Source organism: Rhodococcus sp. 1163 (assembly GCF_002091985.1).
Taxonomy (GTDB): domain Bacteria; phylum Actinomycetota; class Actinomycetes; order Mycobacteriales; family Mycobacteriaceae; genus Rhodococcoides.
This window is the reverse complement of the sequence record NZ_MKKX01000032.1, coordinates 105686-123084: the sequence shown is the minus strand read 5'-3', so window position 1 is coordinate 123084 and position 17399 is coordinate 105686. Positions and strand designations below refer to the sequence as shown.

Sequence of the window (17399 nt, the reverse complement as noted above, 5' to 3'; positions counted from 1 at the left end):
AGGAGAACCGATGTTCAAGCCCCGCCACGCGGCCCTCGTGATCGCCGCGCTCACACTCACCCTCACCGCCTGTGGCGACAGTTCCGACTCCGCCGCGAGCACACCCACCTGCCCCGGCGGGAAGATCCGCTTCGGTGTGGAGCCGTTCGAGGACCCCGCCAAGCTGACTCCGGCGTTCCAGGTCGTCGGCGAAGCTCTGTCGGAGAAGTTGAACTGCCCCGTAGAGGTGACCGTAGTGGACAGCTACTCCGCCGAGGTCCTCGCCATGCGCAACGGGCAGCTCGAGCTCGGCGTCTTCGGCCCACTCGGTTACGTCTTCGCGAGCCAGGAAGCCGATGCCCGCGCGCTCGCCTCCTTCGGGACGGCCGACGGTCAGCTCTCGACCTACACCGCCGGGATCTGGGTGCCCAAGGACTCCGACATCGACTCGATCGACGATCTCCGCGGACGCACCCTCGCCCTCTCCGAGCCCGGATCGACCTCGGGTGACGGTCTCCCCCGAATGGCGCTGCGCGAGAGCGGAATGAAGGACGACGACGTCAACATCACCTACGCCGGAGGACATCCCGAGGCGCTGCTGGCATTGGCCAACGGCAAAGTCGACGCCGCCGAGATCAACTCCCAACAGCTGGCGACGTCCACCGGGGAAGGCCAGTTCGACACCTCGAAGTTCCGTCAGGTGTGGACATCCGACCCGATCCCCAACGACCCCATCACCGTCGCAGGCGGAACCAGCCCCGAATTCCAGAAAGCCGTCGCCGACGCCCTGATGGACCTGCCGCCCGACGCCGTCGCCGAGGCGGGCGCTCTGCTCGACGTCGACCCGGCCGGCCAGCTCCTTCCTGTTGACAAGAGCACCTATCAGCCACTGTTCGACCTCGCCGACGCCCTCGGTCTCACCTCCAAGGACGCGGAATGAACGCCGACGTGTTGCCTAAAACAGTAAGGGACGCAGTTGCTTTCGAGCGTAATGCCCCCGCGTTGTCGATCCGCGCGCTGCGAACTTCCTTCGGTGACCGCACCGTCCTGCACGGCGTCGACCTCGACGTGCACGCCGGGGAACTGGTGGGCATCCTCGGCGCCAACGGATCCGGCAAGTCGACGATGCTGCGATGCGTCGTAGGCCTGACGTCGGTGGACGGCGGCAGTATCGACATCGGCGGCGAATCCGCACTGAATCACGGCCGTGTCCGTAAGGCAGCCATGGTGTTTCAGCAGATTCATCTCGTCGGACGCAGATCGGTCCTCGACAACGTCTGCGCGGGCGCGCTGGGCAGGTTGTCGCTCCGCCGGTCGTGGTCCACCCTCGCATTCCCGCGCGCGCTGCGGGAGGAGGCGATGGGATGCCTCGACCGCGTCGGCCTCGCCGACCGAGCACACGACCGCGCCGACCGACTCTCCGGCGGCCAACAACAACGCGTCGCCATCGCCCGTGCACTGTGCCAACGAGCGCCCGTCCTCCTCGCCGACGAGCCCGTCTCGGCCCTCGACCCAGCCTCCGCCGAGCAGGTCATGACGCTGCTGCAGTCCTTGGCCTCCGACGGCATCGCCGTCGCCGCGGTACTGCATCAACCCGATCTTGCGCGACGGCACTGCCATCGCATGGTCGGGCTCGATCAGGGCCGGATCTCCTTCTCCTGCGGGGCCTACGACCTGGACGACGACACCGTCGCCGCGCTCTACAACCCCTCCAAAAGAGTTGAACGATGACCACTCTCGATGTTCGACGCCTCGAGGTCCCACCGCACCCGCGTCGCCGAATGGGCCTGATCGGGGGCGCCGCCCTCATCTTCGGTTTGATCGCCGTGCACATCTGGGCAGTGGAGGAAACCGAGGTGTCCGCCACCGCCCTCATCAGCGGGTGGCAGGGCATCGCGTCGTTCCTCGGTTCTGCTTTCCCACCGGACTTTTCGTGGACGACCGTCGTGCAACCCGGCATCCAGGCATGCCTGGTCACGCTGGCGATCGGACTCGTCGGCACGACGTTCTCCATCCCGTTCTCGATCCTGTTCGCCGTACTCGGATCACGGTCGACGAACCGAAACCCGTTCGTATATCAGACCGCTCGCGCCGTCATGTCGTTCCTGCGCGCGGTTCCCGACATCGTGTTCGCGCTCATCTTCGTCACCGCCGTCGGGCTCGGACCGTTCGCTGGTGTGCTGGCGATCATCCTGCACAACACCGGAGTGATGGCCAAGCTGTGGTCGGAGGCGATGGAAGAGATCGATCAGGGACCCATCGACGCACTCCGCGTCGCCGGCGCGTCGAGCACGCAGGTGGCGGTACATGTAGTCCTGCCGACGGTCGTTCCGCAGTTCGTCGGACTGTTGCTATACCGGCTCGACGTCAACGTCCGGTCCTCGCTCGTTCTCGGACTGGTCGGCGCGGGCGGTATCGGATTCCTCATCAACCAGTCGATCTCACTGTTCCGTTTCGACGAAATGATGACCTACATCCTGATGGTTCTGGTGCTCGTCGTCGCCGTCGACCTGCTCAGCGGTGCAGTGCGCAAGCGCCTCGGGGCATGACCGCTCTCGCGGCCGTGTGGTCGGGGACCTCGTTCTCCCTGCAGCAGGTGCCGTTCCCAGACTTGGATGACGGTGAAGTCCTCGTCGAGATCGAACTGTCCACGGTGTGCGGAAGCGACCTGCACACCGTCGCCGGGCATCGCAGCACACCGGTTCCCACCGTCCTCGGGCACGAAAGTGTCGGACGCGTAGTCGACATCGGCGCGGACGCGACCGTCGCCGTCGGAGATCGCGTGGTGTGGACCGTCGGCACAGCCTGCGGAACCTGCCGGAGATGCCTGCGCGGGATACCGCAGAAATGCGTCGACCTCCGCAAATACGGGCACACCGCAATCAGCGACCGGTGGACTCTCAACGGCGGCTTCGCAACTCACATACACCTCCTCGCCGGGACGCGCGCCGTCGTCGTCCCGGAAGATCTGCCCGCGACGCTCCTCGCCCCCGCAGGCTGCGCCACCGCCACCGTCGTCTGCGCGGCACGCCGAATCGGGCTCACCGCGGGTGACGCCGTGGTGGTCCTCGGCTGCGGCATGCTCGGGCTGACAGCTGTGGCCTACGCCCTCGACCGCGAGGCCGTATCGGTGATGGCCTGCGATCCGGACCCGGCCCGTCGAGCATCGGCGTCGGAAATCGGTGCGACCGCGGTGTGCGCGCCGGAAGAGCTACCCGACGCGGCCCGCGGAGCCGATGCGATCTTCGAAATGTCCGGGAGCTCGTCTTCCGTCGCCGCTGCACTCGACGTGGTGGGCTTGGGTGGGCGGATCGCATTGGTGGGATCGGTGTTCCCCAGTTCAGCGGTCGAATTCGATCCTGAACTTCTGGTGCGGAAGCTCGTCACCATCGCCGGAAGCCACAACTACGCGCCGGCCGACCTCGTCGAAGCGGTGGAGTTCTTGCAGCGCACGCCGGCGGCGCAGCTACTGGCTGCGGCCGTCGGAGTACCTCATCCACTCGAGGAGATCGACGCTGCCTTCGACTCCGGACGGTCCGCTGTGCGGGGTGCCGTCGGCTAGCCCACAGGTGGGGTACCCCCGGGGGTACTTGCATACCCCCCTCGGTATGTGCGACAGTGGAGCGACAGAACCACCGCTGACCGCTGCTGGTCGCATACCCCCCACCCGTATAGGAGTAGCTGATGTCCGAGTCGGACACCGTTCCGGATTCACGTCGTGAATCGGAAAAACAACAGCACCGCCCGCCCGGCATACTCGGCCGACTGGGCAGCACGATGGTCACCCGTCGCCGATGGGTGTTCGGGGTCTGGCTCATCGCTCTCGTCGCCCTCGGGTCCGCCGCACCCTCGGTCTTCACCTCGCTCGCCGGAGCGGGATGGCAGGCCAACGGCTCCGAATCCGTTCAGGTCCGCGAGCTGGCGCAAGAACACTTCGGCGGTAACTCCTCGGCCGCAGTGCAGGTCGTCGTGCATTCCGACACCGCAACCATCGACGACCCCGCGGTGCAGCAGACACTCGCCGCGGTGACCGGAGTCTTCGACGGCGACGCCCGGTTCGGCGAGATCATCGCCCCACAACCAGGCATGACAATCAGCCCCGACCAGCACACCGGCATCGTCATCGCCGGCGCCAATGCCAGCACCGACGACATGGTCAAAGCCGTCGACGACGTCAAAGAGGACCTGACCGCACTGTCCGGTGACGGCATCGAGGTCTACCCCACTGGATCTTCCGCACTGTGGTCGGACTTCAACAAAGCCAACCACGACGCCATGATCCAGGCCGAATTGATCTCCTGGCCAGTCACTTTGGCGATCATGGTGCTCGCGTTCGGCTCCCTCGTCGCCGCAGGCCTCCCGTTACTGCTGACCGTCGCCGGACTCGTCGCCTCCGCAGGCGGCCTCGTGCTCCTGAACCAGGTCACGCCGATCTCGGTGTGGGCGATGAACTTCGCAATGATGTTCGCGCTCGCCCTCGGAATCGACTACGCCCTCTTCATCGTCGCCCGGTTCCGTGACGCCCTACGCAAGTCCGATCCGCGGGCCGCGGTCGCTGAAACCATGGACACCGCTGGTAAGGCAGTGGTGCTCTCCGGCCTGACCGTGCTGGTCAGCCTCACCGCCGTCCTACTCGTCCCTGCCCCCGCGGTGCGGACGATGGCCGTCGGAATCATGCTCGCAGTGTTCTTCGTGCTCGTCGCCACCCTGACATTGCTACCGGCGACACTCGGCGCCCTCGGCCACAAGGTCAACGCCGCTTCACTGCCCTACGCCAAACGCCAAACGCACCGCTCACCGAAGTTCGCGGCCTGGGGTGAACTGCTCCACAAGCACCCCTGGCCGTTCGCAGTCGTCTCCGTCGGCATCTTGATCGCACTCGCATTGCCCGTCCTGGGACTCAAGGTCGCGATGCCGTCCATCGCCGTCGTCCCCGAGGACGCACCCGTCCGCCAAGGCTACGAACTGGTCCAGACACAGTTCGGCGACGGCGCACCCGGCGCACTGCAGATAGTCGTCGCCGACGCCGATGCCCAACAGACCGCGTCAGCGGCAGCAGGCGTCGACGGAATCGCCATGGTCACCCCACCCCAACCCGCCATGGACGGATCGGGATACTCACTGCTACAAGCACTTCCGACGGTCGATCCTTCGGATGAAGCGATGGGCACCATCCTCACCGACCTCCGCGCCGAGCTTCCGGAGTCCGCATTGGTCGGCGGCGCACCGGCGGAGAACCTGGACCTGCAGCAGGCCCTGAACGACTACCTGCCGCTGGTGATCGGCATCATCCTCGTCCTCGGGTTCATCCTCCTGCTCGTCGCTTTGCAAGCTCCGTTGATCGCGGTGCTCGGTACCGTCGTCAGCTTGCTGTCCACCGCCGCCGCATTCGGTGTCGCGAAGCTGATCTTCCAGGACGGTCACGGCGCGTCACTGCTCGGCTTCACCCCACAGGGCTTCCTCGACGGCTGGGGACCGGTGTTCTTCTTCGCGATGATCTTCGCCATCGCCATGGACTACACCGTCTTCCTCCTCGCCACCGCGAAAGAGCACTACGAGAAGTCCGGTGACGCAAAGATCGCCCAGGTCGACGGCCTCGCCCACTCCGGTCGCGTCATCCTCGCGGCAGCAGCGGTCATGGTCGCGGTGTTCTTCACCTTCGCGCTCTCCGACCCGCTACCACCGAAAGAAATGGGCATCATCCTCGGCGTCGCCGTCCTACTCGACGCAGTGCTGATCAGGCTCATCCTGCTCCCCGTGCTGCTGCGCCTGACCGGACACGCAGCCTGGTGGTCACCAGCATGGCTCCGCAAGGTCCTACCGTCCATCAGCTTTTCCCACTGACATTTTTTACAGAAGATCGGAGACGCAACATGATCGACAAGTTCTCGGGCTGGCCCATCGAACGCACCGTTCCCGCCCTCGCGGCCGCCGTCGTCACCACCGGTCTGGTCCTCGGCGAAACCAGCTCCCCGCGCTGGCGGTTCCTGAGCGCCTTCGCCGCGGCAAACCTGGGCCTCTACGCTGCAGTCGGATGGTGCCCGGCGAGCCTGCTTCTCTCCAAAGCCGGCGTGCCCAGTCTTCGTAACGGGTAAGCCTTCAACAGTGCCACTCACAACCGAAAGGAACCACTCATGAACATTGCACTATCGACCACATTGACCGATACCGACTTCGACACTGCCGTCGCCAAAACCAAAGAAGCACTCTCCGCGCAAGGCTTCGGCGTCCTCACCGAAATCGACATGCAGGCCACCCTGAAAGCCAAGCTCGGCGAGGACATGGAGCAGTACCTGATCCTCGGCGCCTGTAACCCGAACCTCGCGCACCGCGCGGTCGGCGTCATGCCCCAGATCGGGCTGCTACTCCCCTGCAACGTCCTCGTCCGCGCCGACACCACCACCGCGGGATCGTTCCTCGTCGAGGCAATGAACCCCGCCATCATGGTCGAGGTCACCGGCGAAGCCGAACTGTCCTCCGTCGCACAGGAAGCGACGACCAAGCTGCAGGCAGCGATCTCCGCTCTCGGCGGCAAGAACTCCTGATCCAAGCAGCGTTCGGGGGCGGCTGGGTTCATCCTGGCCGCCCCTCGTTCGACACCCCACTCCCGAAGATGCCCCCAGGGGTACCATTGGGGGGGCACACCCAGCACAATCATAAGGAGTCCGACATGAACGGCGACCAAGACAGCATCGCATTGGTACTCAACCGACTGCGACGCGCGCACGGACAACTCGCCGGCGTGATCGGCATGATCGAAAACGGACGCGACTGCAAAGACGTCGTCACCCAGCTCGCCGCCGTCTCCCGCGCCCTCGACAAAGCCGGATTCAAAATCGTCGCCACCGGGCTACGCGAATGCATCACCGGCGAGACCGCCGACAACACCGAACCGATGACCGAGGCCGAACTCGAGAAGCTATTCCTCGCACTGGCTTGACCGTCTGGAAGTGGTTGACGGGGACCCTCGCGGCACTGGTAGCAGTGGTGTGCGCAGTGATCATCTCCACCTTCACGCCGCCAGTCGTCTTCTTCCCCGTCTACGCACTGGCCTCTGCCGTCTTGCTGTTCCTGGGCGCACTATGGCTCGTACTGGCACTGATCGGGTGGTTCGAATACCATTCGCTGCGATGGACCGCAGTTGCACCGGCCATCGTCATCGTCACAGCCGCACTCGTCTTGTTATCCGTACCGTCGAAAGGCGCATTCGCGGTATCGCAGGGCGCACTGGAAACCGTCGCCCAGGACTGCACGAAATCCACGGACACCCGCCGAATCGGGGCATACGCGGTCCGTTCGGTCCGCCCCACCGACAGCGGATGCCTGTTCTTCATCGTGGGCGGCCTCATCGACTCGATCGGCTTGGCCTACCTACCGGACGGCGCGCCCTACCTCGGCGAACCGCGGCGCGACGGAGACATCGGATACGAAAGATACGATGGTGATTGGTACCGGTTCGTGCAGCAATTCTGAGCCCGCGTGGGCGTAATTCTATGGGCCGCAACAACTACTTATCGGCAACTCTGGTAATTCTAACTAGTGAATGCACTGGGGAATAGCTCGATACTTAGCGATTGAACATCACCCACTCTTTTACACCCGCGAAAACGGGCATATCGGTCCATTCTCAGTTTTCGCACCAAGCGCATTTATTCGCTACTCTCGGGAGGAATACACACCTCGAAGGGATCTCGCACCGTGGCGAAGCAAGTAATCTATGAATTGGTCGACGACATCGACGGCACAGCAATCGACGAAGGCGAAGGCGAATCGATCGAGTTCTCCCTCGACGGCGTCGACTACGTCATCGACCTGAAAACCAAGAACGCCAACGAATTCCGCAAGCGACTCGAACTGTACGTCGGACACGCAACCCGCGTCGGCGGCCGCAAGCGCAAAGTAGCGTCGGCCGGCGTCGCCCCGAAGGCCGCATCTTCATCGGCGCCTACGACCAAGCGCGACCCCGCTCAAACCCGCGCAATTCGCCAGTGGGCGTCGGACAGCGGCTATGAGATCAACGACCGCGGACGCATTCCCGCCGACATCGTCGAAGCATACGAAACAGCAAACGTCAGCTAGATTCCGACGCGCCTGGCCTGCCTACTGGCCAGCCAGGCGCCTCGAATCTGCAGGAGAACACCCAAAATATCTTTCGGTATTGTGTGCTGCCCCCGCCCCCATCGCTTCAATGGTCCACTCATACGATCAGATAACTTGAGGGCGCCATTCAAGCGATCAGGGGACGGCCGCGCAAAGCAGGTCAGCTCTTCGGGTACTTGTACAGGCCTTCCCCGGTGGAGATGCCCAGCTTCCCCTTGTCGATGTAGTTCTCCTTCAGGAAAGCAGCCAACCGTCGCTGGTCTTCGTTGCCCTGAGAGGCGATGTTGTACGGCGTAGTGAGTCCGATGATGTCGTAGATCTGACATGGGCCGAGCGGCGCGCCGGTGGCGATGCGCCACGTCTTGTCGATCATCTCCGGATCGGCGACTCCGTCGACGAGGAGAAGTCCGGCCGCGTCGAGGAACGGTACGAGGAGGGAATTGAGCACGTAACCAGGCTGTTCCTTCTTCAGCTCGATCGGGACCATGCCGATTGCGGATGCGAAGTCGACGACTGTCCGGTACACAGCCGGGTCGGTTTTCGACGTGCCCATTACCTCGGCGGTATTGCGGACCCAGATCTGGTTGGCGAAGTGCAGCGCGAGGAACTTCTCCGGACGACCGGTGGAGTCCATGAAGTCGCTGGGAAGCAGCGTCGAAGAGTTCGTCGCGAAGATCGTGTGCTCGGGGGCGAAACCGCCGATCTTGGTGTAGGTGTCGCGCTTGATGTCGAGATTCTCGGGAACGGCCTCGATGACCAGGTCCGCGGCCTGTACAGCTTCCTTCAGGTTCGACGACAGAGTGATCCGCTCGAGCGCGGCCTCTGCCTTGCCGTCGGCCGCACCTTCGACCTGCTGGGTATACACCTTGACCAGCTTGTCGAACTGTACCTTCGCCTTGTCCAGCGCCGCCTCGTCGATGTCGTATGCGACTACCGAAAATCCATGGTATGCAGTCTGATACGCGATCTGCGAACCTAGAACGCCTGTCCCCAATACCGTCACGTTGGTGATGTCAGTCATCTGATGGTCTCCTCTGCAGTTCATTTGTCATCGTTCACCTAAGCGAGGTCAAAGATTCACCGCCGGAGAGGGTGTGGCACACACGCTAGCTCCTGCGGAGTTCGGCCACCTTTCAACATACGCCAGATTCCCGATTCGAGACCGAGCGTCGAAAGTTCGAGAGATCCGGCGCGGATGCGATCGTCGGCGAAACTCTTTGTCCATCAACGTACTACCAACACAGGCGGGATTCGGTTCATTCCAATACGGACGTATGACCGGTGACACACAGGTCCAGGCATTGTGCCAACCGTCTGCACTATTCCGGTTTCCCTGCAGGTGAAGCAAGGGTCGACTAAAATCTTTCGACAAGTTGATGGCCTGCCTCGCAAAGGAAAGAAGCCCGTGAACCGATCCGTCGTCGGTGATACCGGTTCCCTATTGCTACACAGCACAATTCGATGATCAAACGCGGGTCGAACGCGTCGACATCCCGTACGAGGAGACAACGCTACCCGGGTATTCCTTCTCCGCCGACGCCGTGGGCACGCCGCCGCAACCGACGTTCCTCATGGTCAACGGCAGTGATGGTGCTCTCAGCTCACTGTGGAGCCACGGTGCGGCGACCGCCTTGGCTCGCGGATACAACGCGCTGATGTTCGACGGGCCCGGGCAGCAGTCGATGCTGTTCGAACGCGGGGTCGGCTTCCGGCCCGACTGGGAAGCCGTAGTCACACCCGTCGTGAACTATCTTCTGGAGCGTCCCGACGTCGACCCACGCCGCATCGTCCTCTACGGGATCAGCCAGGGAGGTTTCTGGGGAGCGCGGGCCTTGGCCTTCGAGCATCGCATCGCCGCAGCCATTCTCGACCCTGGTGTGGTCGATGTCAGCGCATCCTGGACTGCGAGCATCCCGAACTCCTTGATGAAGCTCTTCCATGCGGGCAAGAAGGAGGCCTTCGACCGGGACATGAGCCTCGGCATGAAATTGTCGCCACAGACGTTGCGGACGTGGAACTTTCGTGCCCGCCCCTACACCCAGGCCAGCTATTTCGACACGATCACCGAAGTGCATCGCTATACCCTCGACGCCGCCGAAGCTGCTCGGATCACGACACCACTGTTCGTTACCGACCCGGACGACGGGCAGTTCTGGCCCGGGCAGTCGAAGATCCTCGCCGACGGCACGGGCGGTCCGGTGGAGTCGAGCCGATTCACCGCAGCGGACGGCGCCAATTTTCACTGCCAACCGATGGCTCGCCAGCTCACCGACGAGCTCATGTTCGATTGGCTCGACGACCTGTAGGAACGGTCAGCTCCGATCGCGCGTCGACAGACGCTCGCTCACTACGATCAGGTCGACGGCAAGTGTCGCGAAGGGGGCGGCCAGCGGGTCGGGATCGTTGCGGTCGAGTAGGGCGAGGAGCAGGTGCCGCGCGGCAATACGTCGCGCTTTCTCGGCTGCAGCGTTCGAAAGAGATTGCGCGATCACTGTTTTGGCGCCCGCAGTGATCGACATGCGCTTGCCGAGCCTGGGCCGGACAACAGGTGGGACCTCGTCCACGTCGAGCCCGATTGCGGCGAGTGCGCACGGTCCAGTCGGTCGGGGCCGCGCGGGCGGTTTCGTTGTCCACGCCGACGACCCAACTCAACGACTCGTCCTGCAGGAGGGCGAGGAGCAGCTGATCCCCGCGACGCACCGCCTCGTACCGTGCGTCTTCGACTGCTCCCCTGGCGGATTGGGTGAACGTTCGAACATGGTCTCCTCACTTTCCGATCTGTTCCTACGACCGGTCGCGGGATCCGCAGTGCGCAGCTGGTTCGATCCAAGAACTCCATACCCGCCAGATATTCGGTAGTCAGCCATAGCGCCAACCAGCGGGGGAACTGTCTCTATAGTCCTGTTCGTGTCGAGTTCCGTTGGACTCAATGGCAGAATGTGTTGCGCGAAGTTCGCGAGGGGTTTATCCGGCAGAGCGAGGGACGTTCTGATGTATCAGGGAGGCGGCTGGACATGAACACCATCGATTCGGAGCACGCCGGATACCGATTCGCATCGCTGTCCTGGGACCTGGCGCAATACCCCGGAGCAGGCCCGACGGCACAACGAGTCGTCGACCTCGCGGTGACGACCTTGGGATGCGGCGGCGCTGCGGTGACCACCCTCCGCGACAACGGTCGGATACGGATCATTGCGGCCAGCGACCAACGAACGATTGCCGAGGCCGCCAAGATCGCCGATCTCACGGGGCAGTCCGCCACCAAAGACGTCCTCGCCACCAAGGGCACCATCGTCAACAACGGTGCGGAGAACGATCCGCGGTGGGTGCAGTATCGAGAGCTGATGACCGAGCAGACGTCCATCCGGTCGACCGCGAGCTTCTACCTGATTCTCGGCGGCGTCGAGTTGGGTGTCATGGGCTTCTACAGCGCCCGTAAGGACTTCTTCACCGACGAGATCCTCTACGACTGCTCCATCTACGCCGACCATGCCGCCGTGGCATTGAAAAATGCCGGCGCCGACGACCGCAACGATCAACTGTCGATGGCGGTGGACACCAACCGCGAAATCGGGATCGCCGTCGGGATAGTCATGAGCCGGTACAAGCTCACCCGGGACGCCGCGTTCGACATGCTGGTCGTGGCCTCCTCGCACACCAACTGCAAGCTGCGGGAGGTCGCGGCCGAGATAACCGCGACCGGGATCGTCCCGGCCTGGCGGTCGAAAGCCCACGCTTCATAGCTACTGCTGCACACCAGCGCCTATGAGGCGGGGCGCGACGCAGGGCTCCTGATCACGGCGGTGTAGATTCCCACCGCCAGTGCTCCGATCGCTGCAGTCCATCCGACGCTGGCATTGATAACGTCGCCCGCCAGCCTGCCCTGCGCAATCCACATCAATCCCCAGACGATCCCGATAGCCGGTGCGAGAGCCCCCGAAGAGTACGTAGCCAACCCGACGGCAACCAACGCTGCAACGACCAGGACTGCCACCGCCCAGAAGGTTGCTCCGCCGGTGACGCCGAGGTCGACGAGCCATGCCGTTACGTTCGCGACGGTCGCCACGCACACCCAGCCGAGGTAGAGGCCCATCGTTCCGTCCGTGATGACTGCGTCCAACCGGTTCTCGGGGGGCTGCTGGCGAAGTAGGACGAATACTCGGGCGAGGACCGCGAGCAGCGCAGCGATGACGAATACGCTCAGCCACAGCAATCCCACCTGAATGGTCAGGATCCATGCGGCGTTGAGCAGCATGGACACCGCAATCGGCAGTCGGAGGGGAAGGTGGCGCTCACTTCGCCCGGGCAGCGCCTGCCACACCGCGTATGCGAAGAATCCTAGGTAGATGACCGTCCAGATCGAAAATGCAGTCCCAGCAGGCGCGACGAGCGTCGACGTGGCGCTGAGCGCTCCACCTGCGGCCTCCGCGATGGGAGTGCCGATCCACGCACCTGAGCCGATGAACGAGCCGATGACCGCCGCAATGGCGCTGACTATTACCCCGACCTTCATAGCGGGTGAATGCCCGGATCGACCGTTCACAAACGGGGAGGTAGCACTGAGCGACATTTCTGCTGGTGACGACTCTTGCGCGGCCGGGGAGGTGACGCCCGGCCGCGCAAGTTCGGATCACGCCAGTTGAACGGTGGCCGTCGCCCGGTGCCCGAAGATGCGTTTGCCCTCGAACGTCGCGCCCAGCGAAATCACTGCCGTACGACTGTCCTCGTCGAGCGATTTGATCTTGCCCGTGAACAAAATTTCTGCGGCGCGATGCGGATCGACGGGAATGGGTGCGGTGAAGCGGACCGTGTAGTCCTTGACCGCACCCGGATCACCCAACCATGAAGTGATGTAACCGCCGCCGAGACCCATCGTCAACATCCCGTGTGCCAGAACATTTTTCAGGTCGACAAGCTTGGCGAACCCATCGCTCCAATGGATCGGGTTGGCATCCCCCGCGACACCGGCATAGTTCACCAGATCGCCACGAGTGAGTCTAAATACCTTCTCCGGCAACACATCTCCGACAGTGACGTCCTCGAACTTCACCGAAGGCGCCGGGCGATGGTCCACCAGCACGAGCGGTGGATGCTCCACCTGCTCCTCTTCCTCGTGCGTGGTGGCGTTCTCGCGCGCAGTCGACGGCGTAGCGCCGTGCATCACCAGATTCTCCGCTGCCTCGACGATGCCGGAGTCGACATCTCCGTCGCGGCCGATCAGTAGCGTCGTGTACGTGGTCTGTACGAGTTCGTTGCGCTGATTGGACACGATGTTCTTGGTGACCATCATGTCCTTGCCCATGACCTCCTTGTAGGAGTCGAGGGAGACGTCGCAGTACAGCTGATCGCCGGCGACGATCGGCTGGTGGAATTCGAGGACCTGATCGGTTTGCAGCATCTGCCCCAGGTCGAATCCGACCGCGATCTTCTCGAGCAACCGACGCTGCGCAAGGGTGCCGACCAGGGAGATGAAGGTCAGCGGCGCTGCCAAACCGCTGTAGCCTAGAGCTTTGGCTGCGTCGGAGTCCCAGTGCACCTGGTTGAAATCCTGAACTGCGCGAGCGTACTCACGTACCTTTTCGCGCCCCACCTCGTAGAAGTCGCTCGCCCGGTAGTGCAGGCCCACCATTGCACGGACATGCTCCGCTGGATCGAAATTCTCAGAAGTTTTTCCAGTCATTTCTCGCAACATACCGGGCCGAGCGCCGCTAGTACATGTAGGTCCGCGACCTTGTGGCAGTTCACAGCCGGCGTCAGGCAGTGCGATGCCGGGGAACGACGTCGTAACTGTCCGGTTCGAACGGCGTCACCGGAGGAATGCGCGTCACTGCCGTCAGTGGGCGACGAGAGCGAGCCCGCGATGCATCGGCGGCCAGCAACGCCGCACCGTGCGCGGTCAGTGATTCCGGCATATCGGGCACGAGCACCGGCAGCCGCAGATCACGCCGAAAGACGCGGCGAAGCGAAGGGATATGCGCGCAACCACCGACCATGACCAGCGCGTTGACCGACTTCGGTGCGTCGACGATGGCACTGGCAGTCCAGTCCTCGATCGATCGAACCGAGCGGTCGACGATGTCGTCGAAAGAGCTGCGCCACAGTCGAACCGGGCCGCCGACGAATGGTCCGGTCACCTCCGCCACGCGCAAGCTCGACAACTGCTCACGCGCGAACCGAATGGCGACGGCGAGACTGTCCAGTGCCGAGGCGGATACCAGTTCGTCGGCGCCGTAGGTGGCGAGTAGATAGTTCCGCACCGCGTCATCGCACACCGATCCACCGAATCGAGTTGTGCGCTCCGAACTGAAAACCTCACCGGTGGCGGGATCAGCGATCGACACGGTGGTCCCGGAAGCACCGACGTCGCAGAGTGCGACCGTCCGCAAGCCCTCGAGCTGTCCGCTGCCGCGCAGGAACCTCAGCTGAGCGCCGAGTTCGGAGACGACCATGAACCGATCGGCCTTGTGCATCGAATACGCCGAGGTCAGGGGCCTGCTCGCTGGATCGTCCGGGACAGCGAGAACGGTATCCGCGGCATCGACATCCTGCACCTTCGCCATGGAGTCCAACAGGTCGAGAGCAGCGGCGACGTGCTGGGACGGCTCGAACAACCGCGCAACGTTGACAGAGCGCACCGAATCGTCCGCTGTATCGAGAGCTGTAGCCCGGGCGGCCGAAGAGCCCACTGACACCCCAAGCACCGTTTTCATGGCTTCCTCGACTTCACTATGACCGACTAGATGTAGAGACCATAGCCGTGAAATCAGTCCATGGGTAGGCTTCGATACCTTCGAAGATTCCTGAAGTATGTTTCAGACTCCCGCGCTATTACTCCGGAGGCGTTTCGGGCTCCTCCGGCGTCGTCGATATGGGTGTGATCGTGGTGGTCGTGGGCTCCGGGGTGGGCACGACCGACGTTTCCGCCGGAGGCTGTTCCACGTCCGTCGGTTCGACGCCGCCTCCGGGCGATGTCGGCGTGACCACCGACGTGGTCGTGGGCGCGAGGGTTGGCGCGATCGTCGCACCCGGCGGAAGATTCGGTCGCGGGCGTTCGGCCCCTGCGGCGGGGGGTCGTGAAACACCAACGGGCGGTACGAATTCGGGCCTGACAGCAGGGTTTTCCACGGGATCCGGGGCTGTCTGCGCTACCTCTGCCGGACGAGCCGTATCGTCTGTCGTCGGAGTCGACGTCGCGTACGGCGTGTCCGCCGTATCGACCGAGTCTGCGGGGATGACCGTTCTGGTGTCCACCGCAGGATCCACCGTCATCGCCAACGCGCTGACTCCCCCGAGCGCCGCCAACATCAAGGCTCCGACCGCAGCGACCTGCCAGATCCCGCGACGAGGACCGGACGACGCCACGGTGCGTCGGGCCGGACTCACCGGATCCAGTACGCCGACCAGCAGTGCTGCAGCGAGTTCGGGTGGTAGCCCGTCGACGAGGTGGGAATCGAAGATGTCGACGACGATCAGCGGTTGCACCTCGGACGCCGCGACCGCGTCGATGACTATCTGGCACTGCATCGCGTTCTCGCAGACGACGGCAGCACCGGTGACCGTGAGACCGCTCTGCATGGCTTGAATTCTGGTCGATCCCAGTGCTGCGACAACAGCCTGGCCGATACCGTCGGGCACCGCTTCCACCGACACGACGCGGGTAGCTACCGGCCCGAGATCGGGCAGATCCACGTCGACCAGGGAAGCCGTCACCTCGAAGGTACTGACATGCACGCCGAGAGCTATACGCACGACAGACTTCCCCCCTTCCCGTTTACCCCGAAAATTTCTATTACTCGAAAGGTTTTGAGGCTAAGAATACAGTCGCCTTCCGGTTTTTCGTTAGCTGTTCACACATCAATTTTCGACACTTCGGCCCGAGCAGCCTCCGCCGCCGCGACCTCCTGGGCATAGAGCACACCGAAGGTGAAGCCGTTCTCCCCCGGAGTCACCCCCGCCTTCCGTCCGAGGTCGAGCAGCTTCTGCGCAGCGACGACCGCGTCCTGATGCTCGCCGAGCACTTCCTGGACCGCCTTGTATCGCTCGATCCGAGCCGTCGCGTCCTTCTTCCCGACGATCGGGAAGATCAACTCGGCGGCATACCTGGCACGTTTTCCTGCCTTGCGAGCCCCGTGCAGTTCCACGTCGTCACCCCCGGCCACTGCTGCAGCGACGCGCCTGCGCACCTTACGTCCGGCCTTGCGCGCAAGTCGATCGAGTTCGTCGGCGTCGACGTCCTCGGCCCCGACCGCTGCCGGGAATGCGCGCGAGAGGTTGGCGAGACTCGTCAGCAGGGCCCGGTAACGGTCCCCGTCCAACTCCGCCGAGACGATGCCTCGGTGGCGAACCTGTTCGGCCAACAGATCGTTCTCGATGCGCGCGGCAACCGGGCCCAGGACCAGCTCCGGCGGCAGCTCGTGCACCGCGTCGGACAAGCGTGCACGTAGCACTTGCCTGTCCCTGACCTCACCGAGAAGTCCTCCATACCAAGCTAACTCGGAATCCAGAGCTGAAGCCACGCCCTCGTCGAACAAGGCACCGAACACACGCAGTGTGCTCCGGTAGCGTCGAATCGCAACGCGCGTGGAATGGATCGGATCGAGTCCCCGGCGCAGGTACACATCGCCGGCGAAGATGGCCTGCGCCTGCTCGTCGAGGTAGTCGACCAGGACCGCGAGCTCCGACACCTGTGTCTTCTCCAGATTCACCGCCAACGCGCGATGCAGCTTCGACGGGTGCGCGCCGCGCTGAGCCCCAGCGGTGAGCAGCGCCTTACCGAAACGCTTCAGCGTCGCTTCCGACCCCGACGCACCCAACTCCACTTCCAACTCACGCCATCGGTGATCGGGGACGCCCTCTGCTTGGACGCCGACCGAATCGTCGGCGAGTTCGGCGAGAACGGTTCCGTCCGAGGCAGTGAATACATGCCGTCGACGCCTCGACGTCAGGGTGGCAACGGGGACCAACGGTTTCCCCAGGGCGACGCCCACCAGCATGTTCGCAAGCTCTTCCGGGACGTGCGCGTCTTCACCACTACCGAGCGGTAGCCGGATCTCGGTGCGTGCCTTGTCGGCGGGGACTTTCACGTGCCAGCCCGTGTCGGTGTCTCCGCGCCGACGCCGCAACGTGATGCCGCGCCGGAGTAGGTCGAGATCGGGTGTATCGAAGTAGCTGCTGATCAGCTCCACCTCCGATACCTCGATCGCTCCGCCCTTCGGGATCAGTTCGGTGAGCGAGGGAAGTACGAAGTCCGAGGTCGCGTCGTATTTGTCCTCGCGCTCGGTCTGTATCGAAGCCATGTCCGTCAGTGTGCCGGACAGGCC

Annotated in this window: 19 protein-coding genes; 12 read left to right on the top strand and 7 right to left on the bottom strand. The window is 63.6% G+C overall.

Going from position 1 to position 17399, the window contains the following annotated elements; all coding sequences use genetic code 11:
- Positions 1 to 10: 10 nt before the first annotated feature.
- From BJD99_RS13465 to BJD99_RS13425, 10 genes are all read left to right on the top strand, one after another.
- Positions 11 to 919, top strand: coding sequence for a phosphate/phosphite/phosphonate ABC transporter substrate-binding protein (locus tag BJD99_RS13465; protein WP_084347370.1), 909 nt, complete (start codon positions 11 to 13; stop codon positions 917 to 919).
- Positions 916 to 1710, top strand: coding sequence for a phosphonate ABC transporter ATP-binding protein (locus BJD99_RS13460; RefSeq protein ID WP_084347368.1), 795 nt, complete (start codon positions 916 to 918; stop codon positions 1708 to 1710). The genes BJD99_RS13465 and BJD99_RS13460 overlap by 4 nt, the downstream gene beginning before the upstream one ends.
- Entirely contained in the window at positions 1707 to 2528 is an 822-nt protein-coding gene (gene phnE / locus BJD99_RS20775; protein ID WP_143542157.1) for a phosphonate ABC transporter, permease protein PhnE, read from the top strand. The genes BJD99_RS13460 and phnE overlap by 4 nt, the downstream gene beginning before the upstream one ends.
- Positions 2525 to 3541 (top strand): zinc-binding dehydrogenase, encoded by a 1017-nt coding sequence (locus BJD99_RS20770; RefSeq protein WP_143542156.1) that lies wholly within the window; start codon positions 2525 to 2527, stop codon positions 3539 to 3541. Before phnE ends, BJD99_RS20770 begins: the two co-directional genes overlap by 4 nt.
- Before the next feature lie 122 nt (positions 3542 to 3663).
- Positions 3664 to 5823: an MMPL family transporter gene (locus BJD99_RS13450; RefSeq protein ID WP_084347366.1), complete on the top strand. Its 2160-nt coding sequence runs from the start codon at positions 3664 to 3666 to the stop codon at positions 5821 to 5823.
- A gap of 29 nt (positions 5824 to 5852) precedes the next feature.
- Positions 5853 to 6074, top strand: a complete 222-nt coding sequence (locus tag BJD99_RS13445) for a YgaP-like transmembrane domain (RefSeq protein ID WP_084347364.1) — start codon at positions 5853 to 5855, stop codon at positions 6072 to 6074.
- A 39-nt stretch (positions 6075 to 6113) separates the two neighbouring features.
- Positions 6114 to 6524, top strand: a complete 411-nt coding sequence (locus tag BJD99_RS13440) for a DUF302 domain-containing protein (protein WP_084347362.1) — start codon at positions 6114 to 6116, stop codon at positions 6522 to 6524.
- A gap of 125 nt (positions 6525 to 6649) precedes the next feature.
- The gene (locus BJD99_RS13435; protein ID WP_084347360.1) at positions 6650 to 6919 is read left to right on the top strand and encodes a metal-sensitive transcriptional regulator; all 270 of its coding nucleotides are present in this window, start codon (positions 6650 to 6652) and stop codon (positions 6917 to 6919) included.
- Positions 6916 to 7452: a hypothetical protein gene (locus tag BJD99_RS13430; RefSeq protein ID WP_256895675.1), complete on the top strand. Its 537-nt coding sequence runs from the start codon at positions 6916 to 6918 to the stop codon at positions 7450 to 7452. The genes BJD99_RS13435 and BJD99_RS13430 overlap by 4 nt, the downstream gene beginning before the upstream one ends.
- Before the next feature lie 225 nt (positions 7453 to 7677).
- Positions 7678 to 8058, top strand: a complete 381-nt coding sequence (locus BJD99_RS13425; RefSeq protein ID WP_084347358.1) for an Lsr2 family protein — start codon at positions 7678 to 7680, stop codon at positions 8056 to 8058.
- A 181-nt stretch (positions 8059 to 8239) separates the two neighbouring features.
- Here BJD99_RS13425 and BJD99_RS13420 read toward each other — a convergent pair whose 3' ends face one another.
- A complete protein-coding gene (locus tag BJD99_RS13420; protein WP_084347356.1) occupies positions 8240 to 9100 on the bottom strand; it encodes a 3-hydroxyacyl-CoA dehydrogenase in 861 nt (286 codons plus the stop codon).
- A 403-nt stretch (positions 9101 to 9503) separates the two neighbouring features.
- Between BJD99_RS13420 and BJD99_RS13415 the strand changes: the two genes are divergently transcribed.
- Complete coding sequence (locus tag BJD99_RS13415) at positions 9504 to 10385, top strand: S9 family peptidase (RefSeq protein WP_143542155.1); 882 nt, start codon at positions 9504 to 9506, stop codon at positions 10383 to 10385.
- Positions 10386 to 10391: 6 nt separating this feature from the next.
- Here the strand turns inward: BJD99_RS13415 and BJD99_RS21115 are convergent, their stop codons facing one another.
- The gene (locus tag BJD99_RS21115) at positions 10392 to 10598 is read right to left on the bottom strand and encodes a hypothetical protein (RefSeq protein ID WP_218775719.1); all 207 of its coding nucleotides are present in this window, start codon (positions 10596 to 10598) and stop codon (positions 10392 to 10394) included.
- Positions 10599 to 11093: 495 nt separating this feature from the next.
- Between BJD99_RS21115 and BJD99_RS13405 the strand changes: the two genes are divergently transcribed.
- On the top strand, positions 11094 to 11822 hold the full coding sequence (locus tag BJD99_RS13405) for a GAF and ANTAR domain-containing protein (protein ID WP_084347354.1): 729 nt from the start codon (positions 11094 to 11096) through the stop codon (positions 11820 to 11822).
- Between the two features lie 20 nt (positions 11823 to 11842).
- Here the strand turns inward: BJD99_RS13405 and BJD99_RS13400 are convergent, their stop codons facing one another.
- From BJD99_RS13400 to BJD99_RS13380, 5 genes are all read right to left on the bottom strand, one after another.
- Positions 11843 to 12592, bottom strand: coding sequence for a TspO/MBR family protein (locus BJD99_RS13400; RefSeq protein ID WP_084347352.1), 750 nt, complete (start codon positions 12590 to 12592; stop codon positions 11843 to 11845).
- 117 nt (positions 12593 to 12709) lie between these two features.
- Entirely contained in the window at positions 12710 to 13759 is a 1050-nt protein-coding gene (locus tag BJD99_RS13395) for a fused (3R)-hydroxyacyl-ACP dehydratase subunits HadA/HadB (protein WP_084347350.1), read from the bottom strand.
- A gap of 73 nt (positions 13760 to 13832) precedes the next feature.
- A complete protein-coding gene (locus BJD99_RS13390) occupies positions 13833 to 14789 on the bottom strand; it encodes an Hsp70 family protein (protein ID WP_143542154.1) in 957 nt (318 codons plus the stop codon).
- 118 nt (positions 14790 to 14907) lie between these two features.
- The gene (locus tag BJD99_RS13385; RefSeq protein ID WP_084347348.1) at positions 14908 to 15828 is read right to left on the bottom strand and encodes a hypothetical protein; all 921 of its coding nucleotides are present in this window, start codon (positions 15826 to 15828) and stop codon (positions 14908 to 14910) included.
- A 98-nt stretch (positions 15829 to 15926) separates the two neighbouring features.
- The gene (locus tag BJD99_RS13380; RefSeq protein ID WP_084347346.1) at positions 15927 to 17375 is read right to left on the bottom strand and encodes a CYTH and CHAD domain-containing protein; all 1449 of its coding nucleotides are present in this window, start codon (positions 17373 to 17375) and stop codon (positions 15927 to 15929) included.
- Between the last annotated feature and the right edge of the window lie 24 nt (positions 17376 to 17399).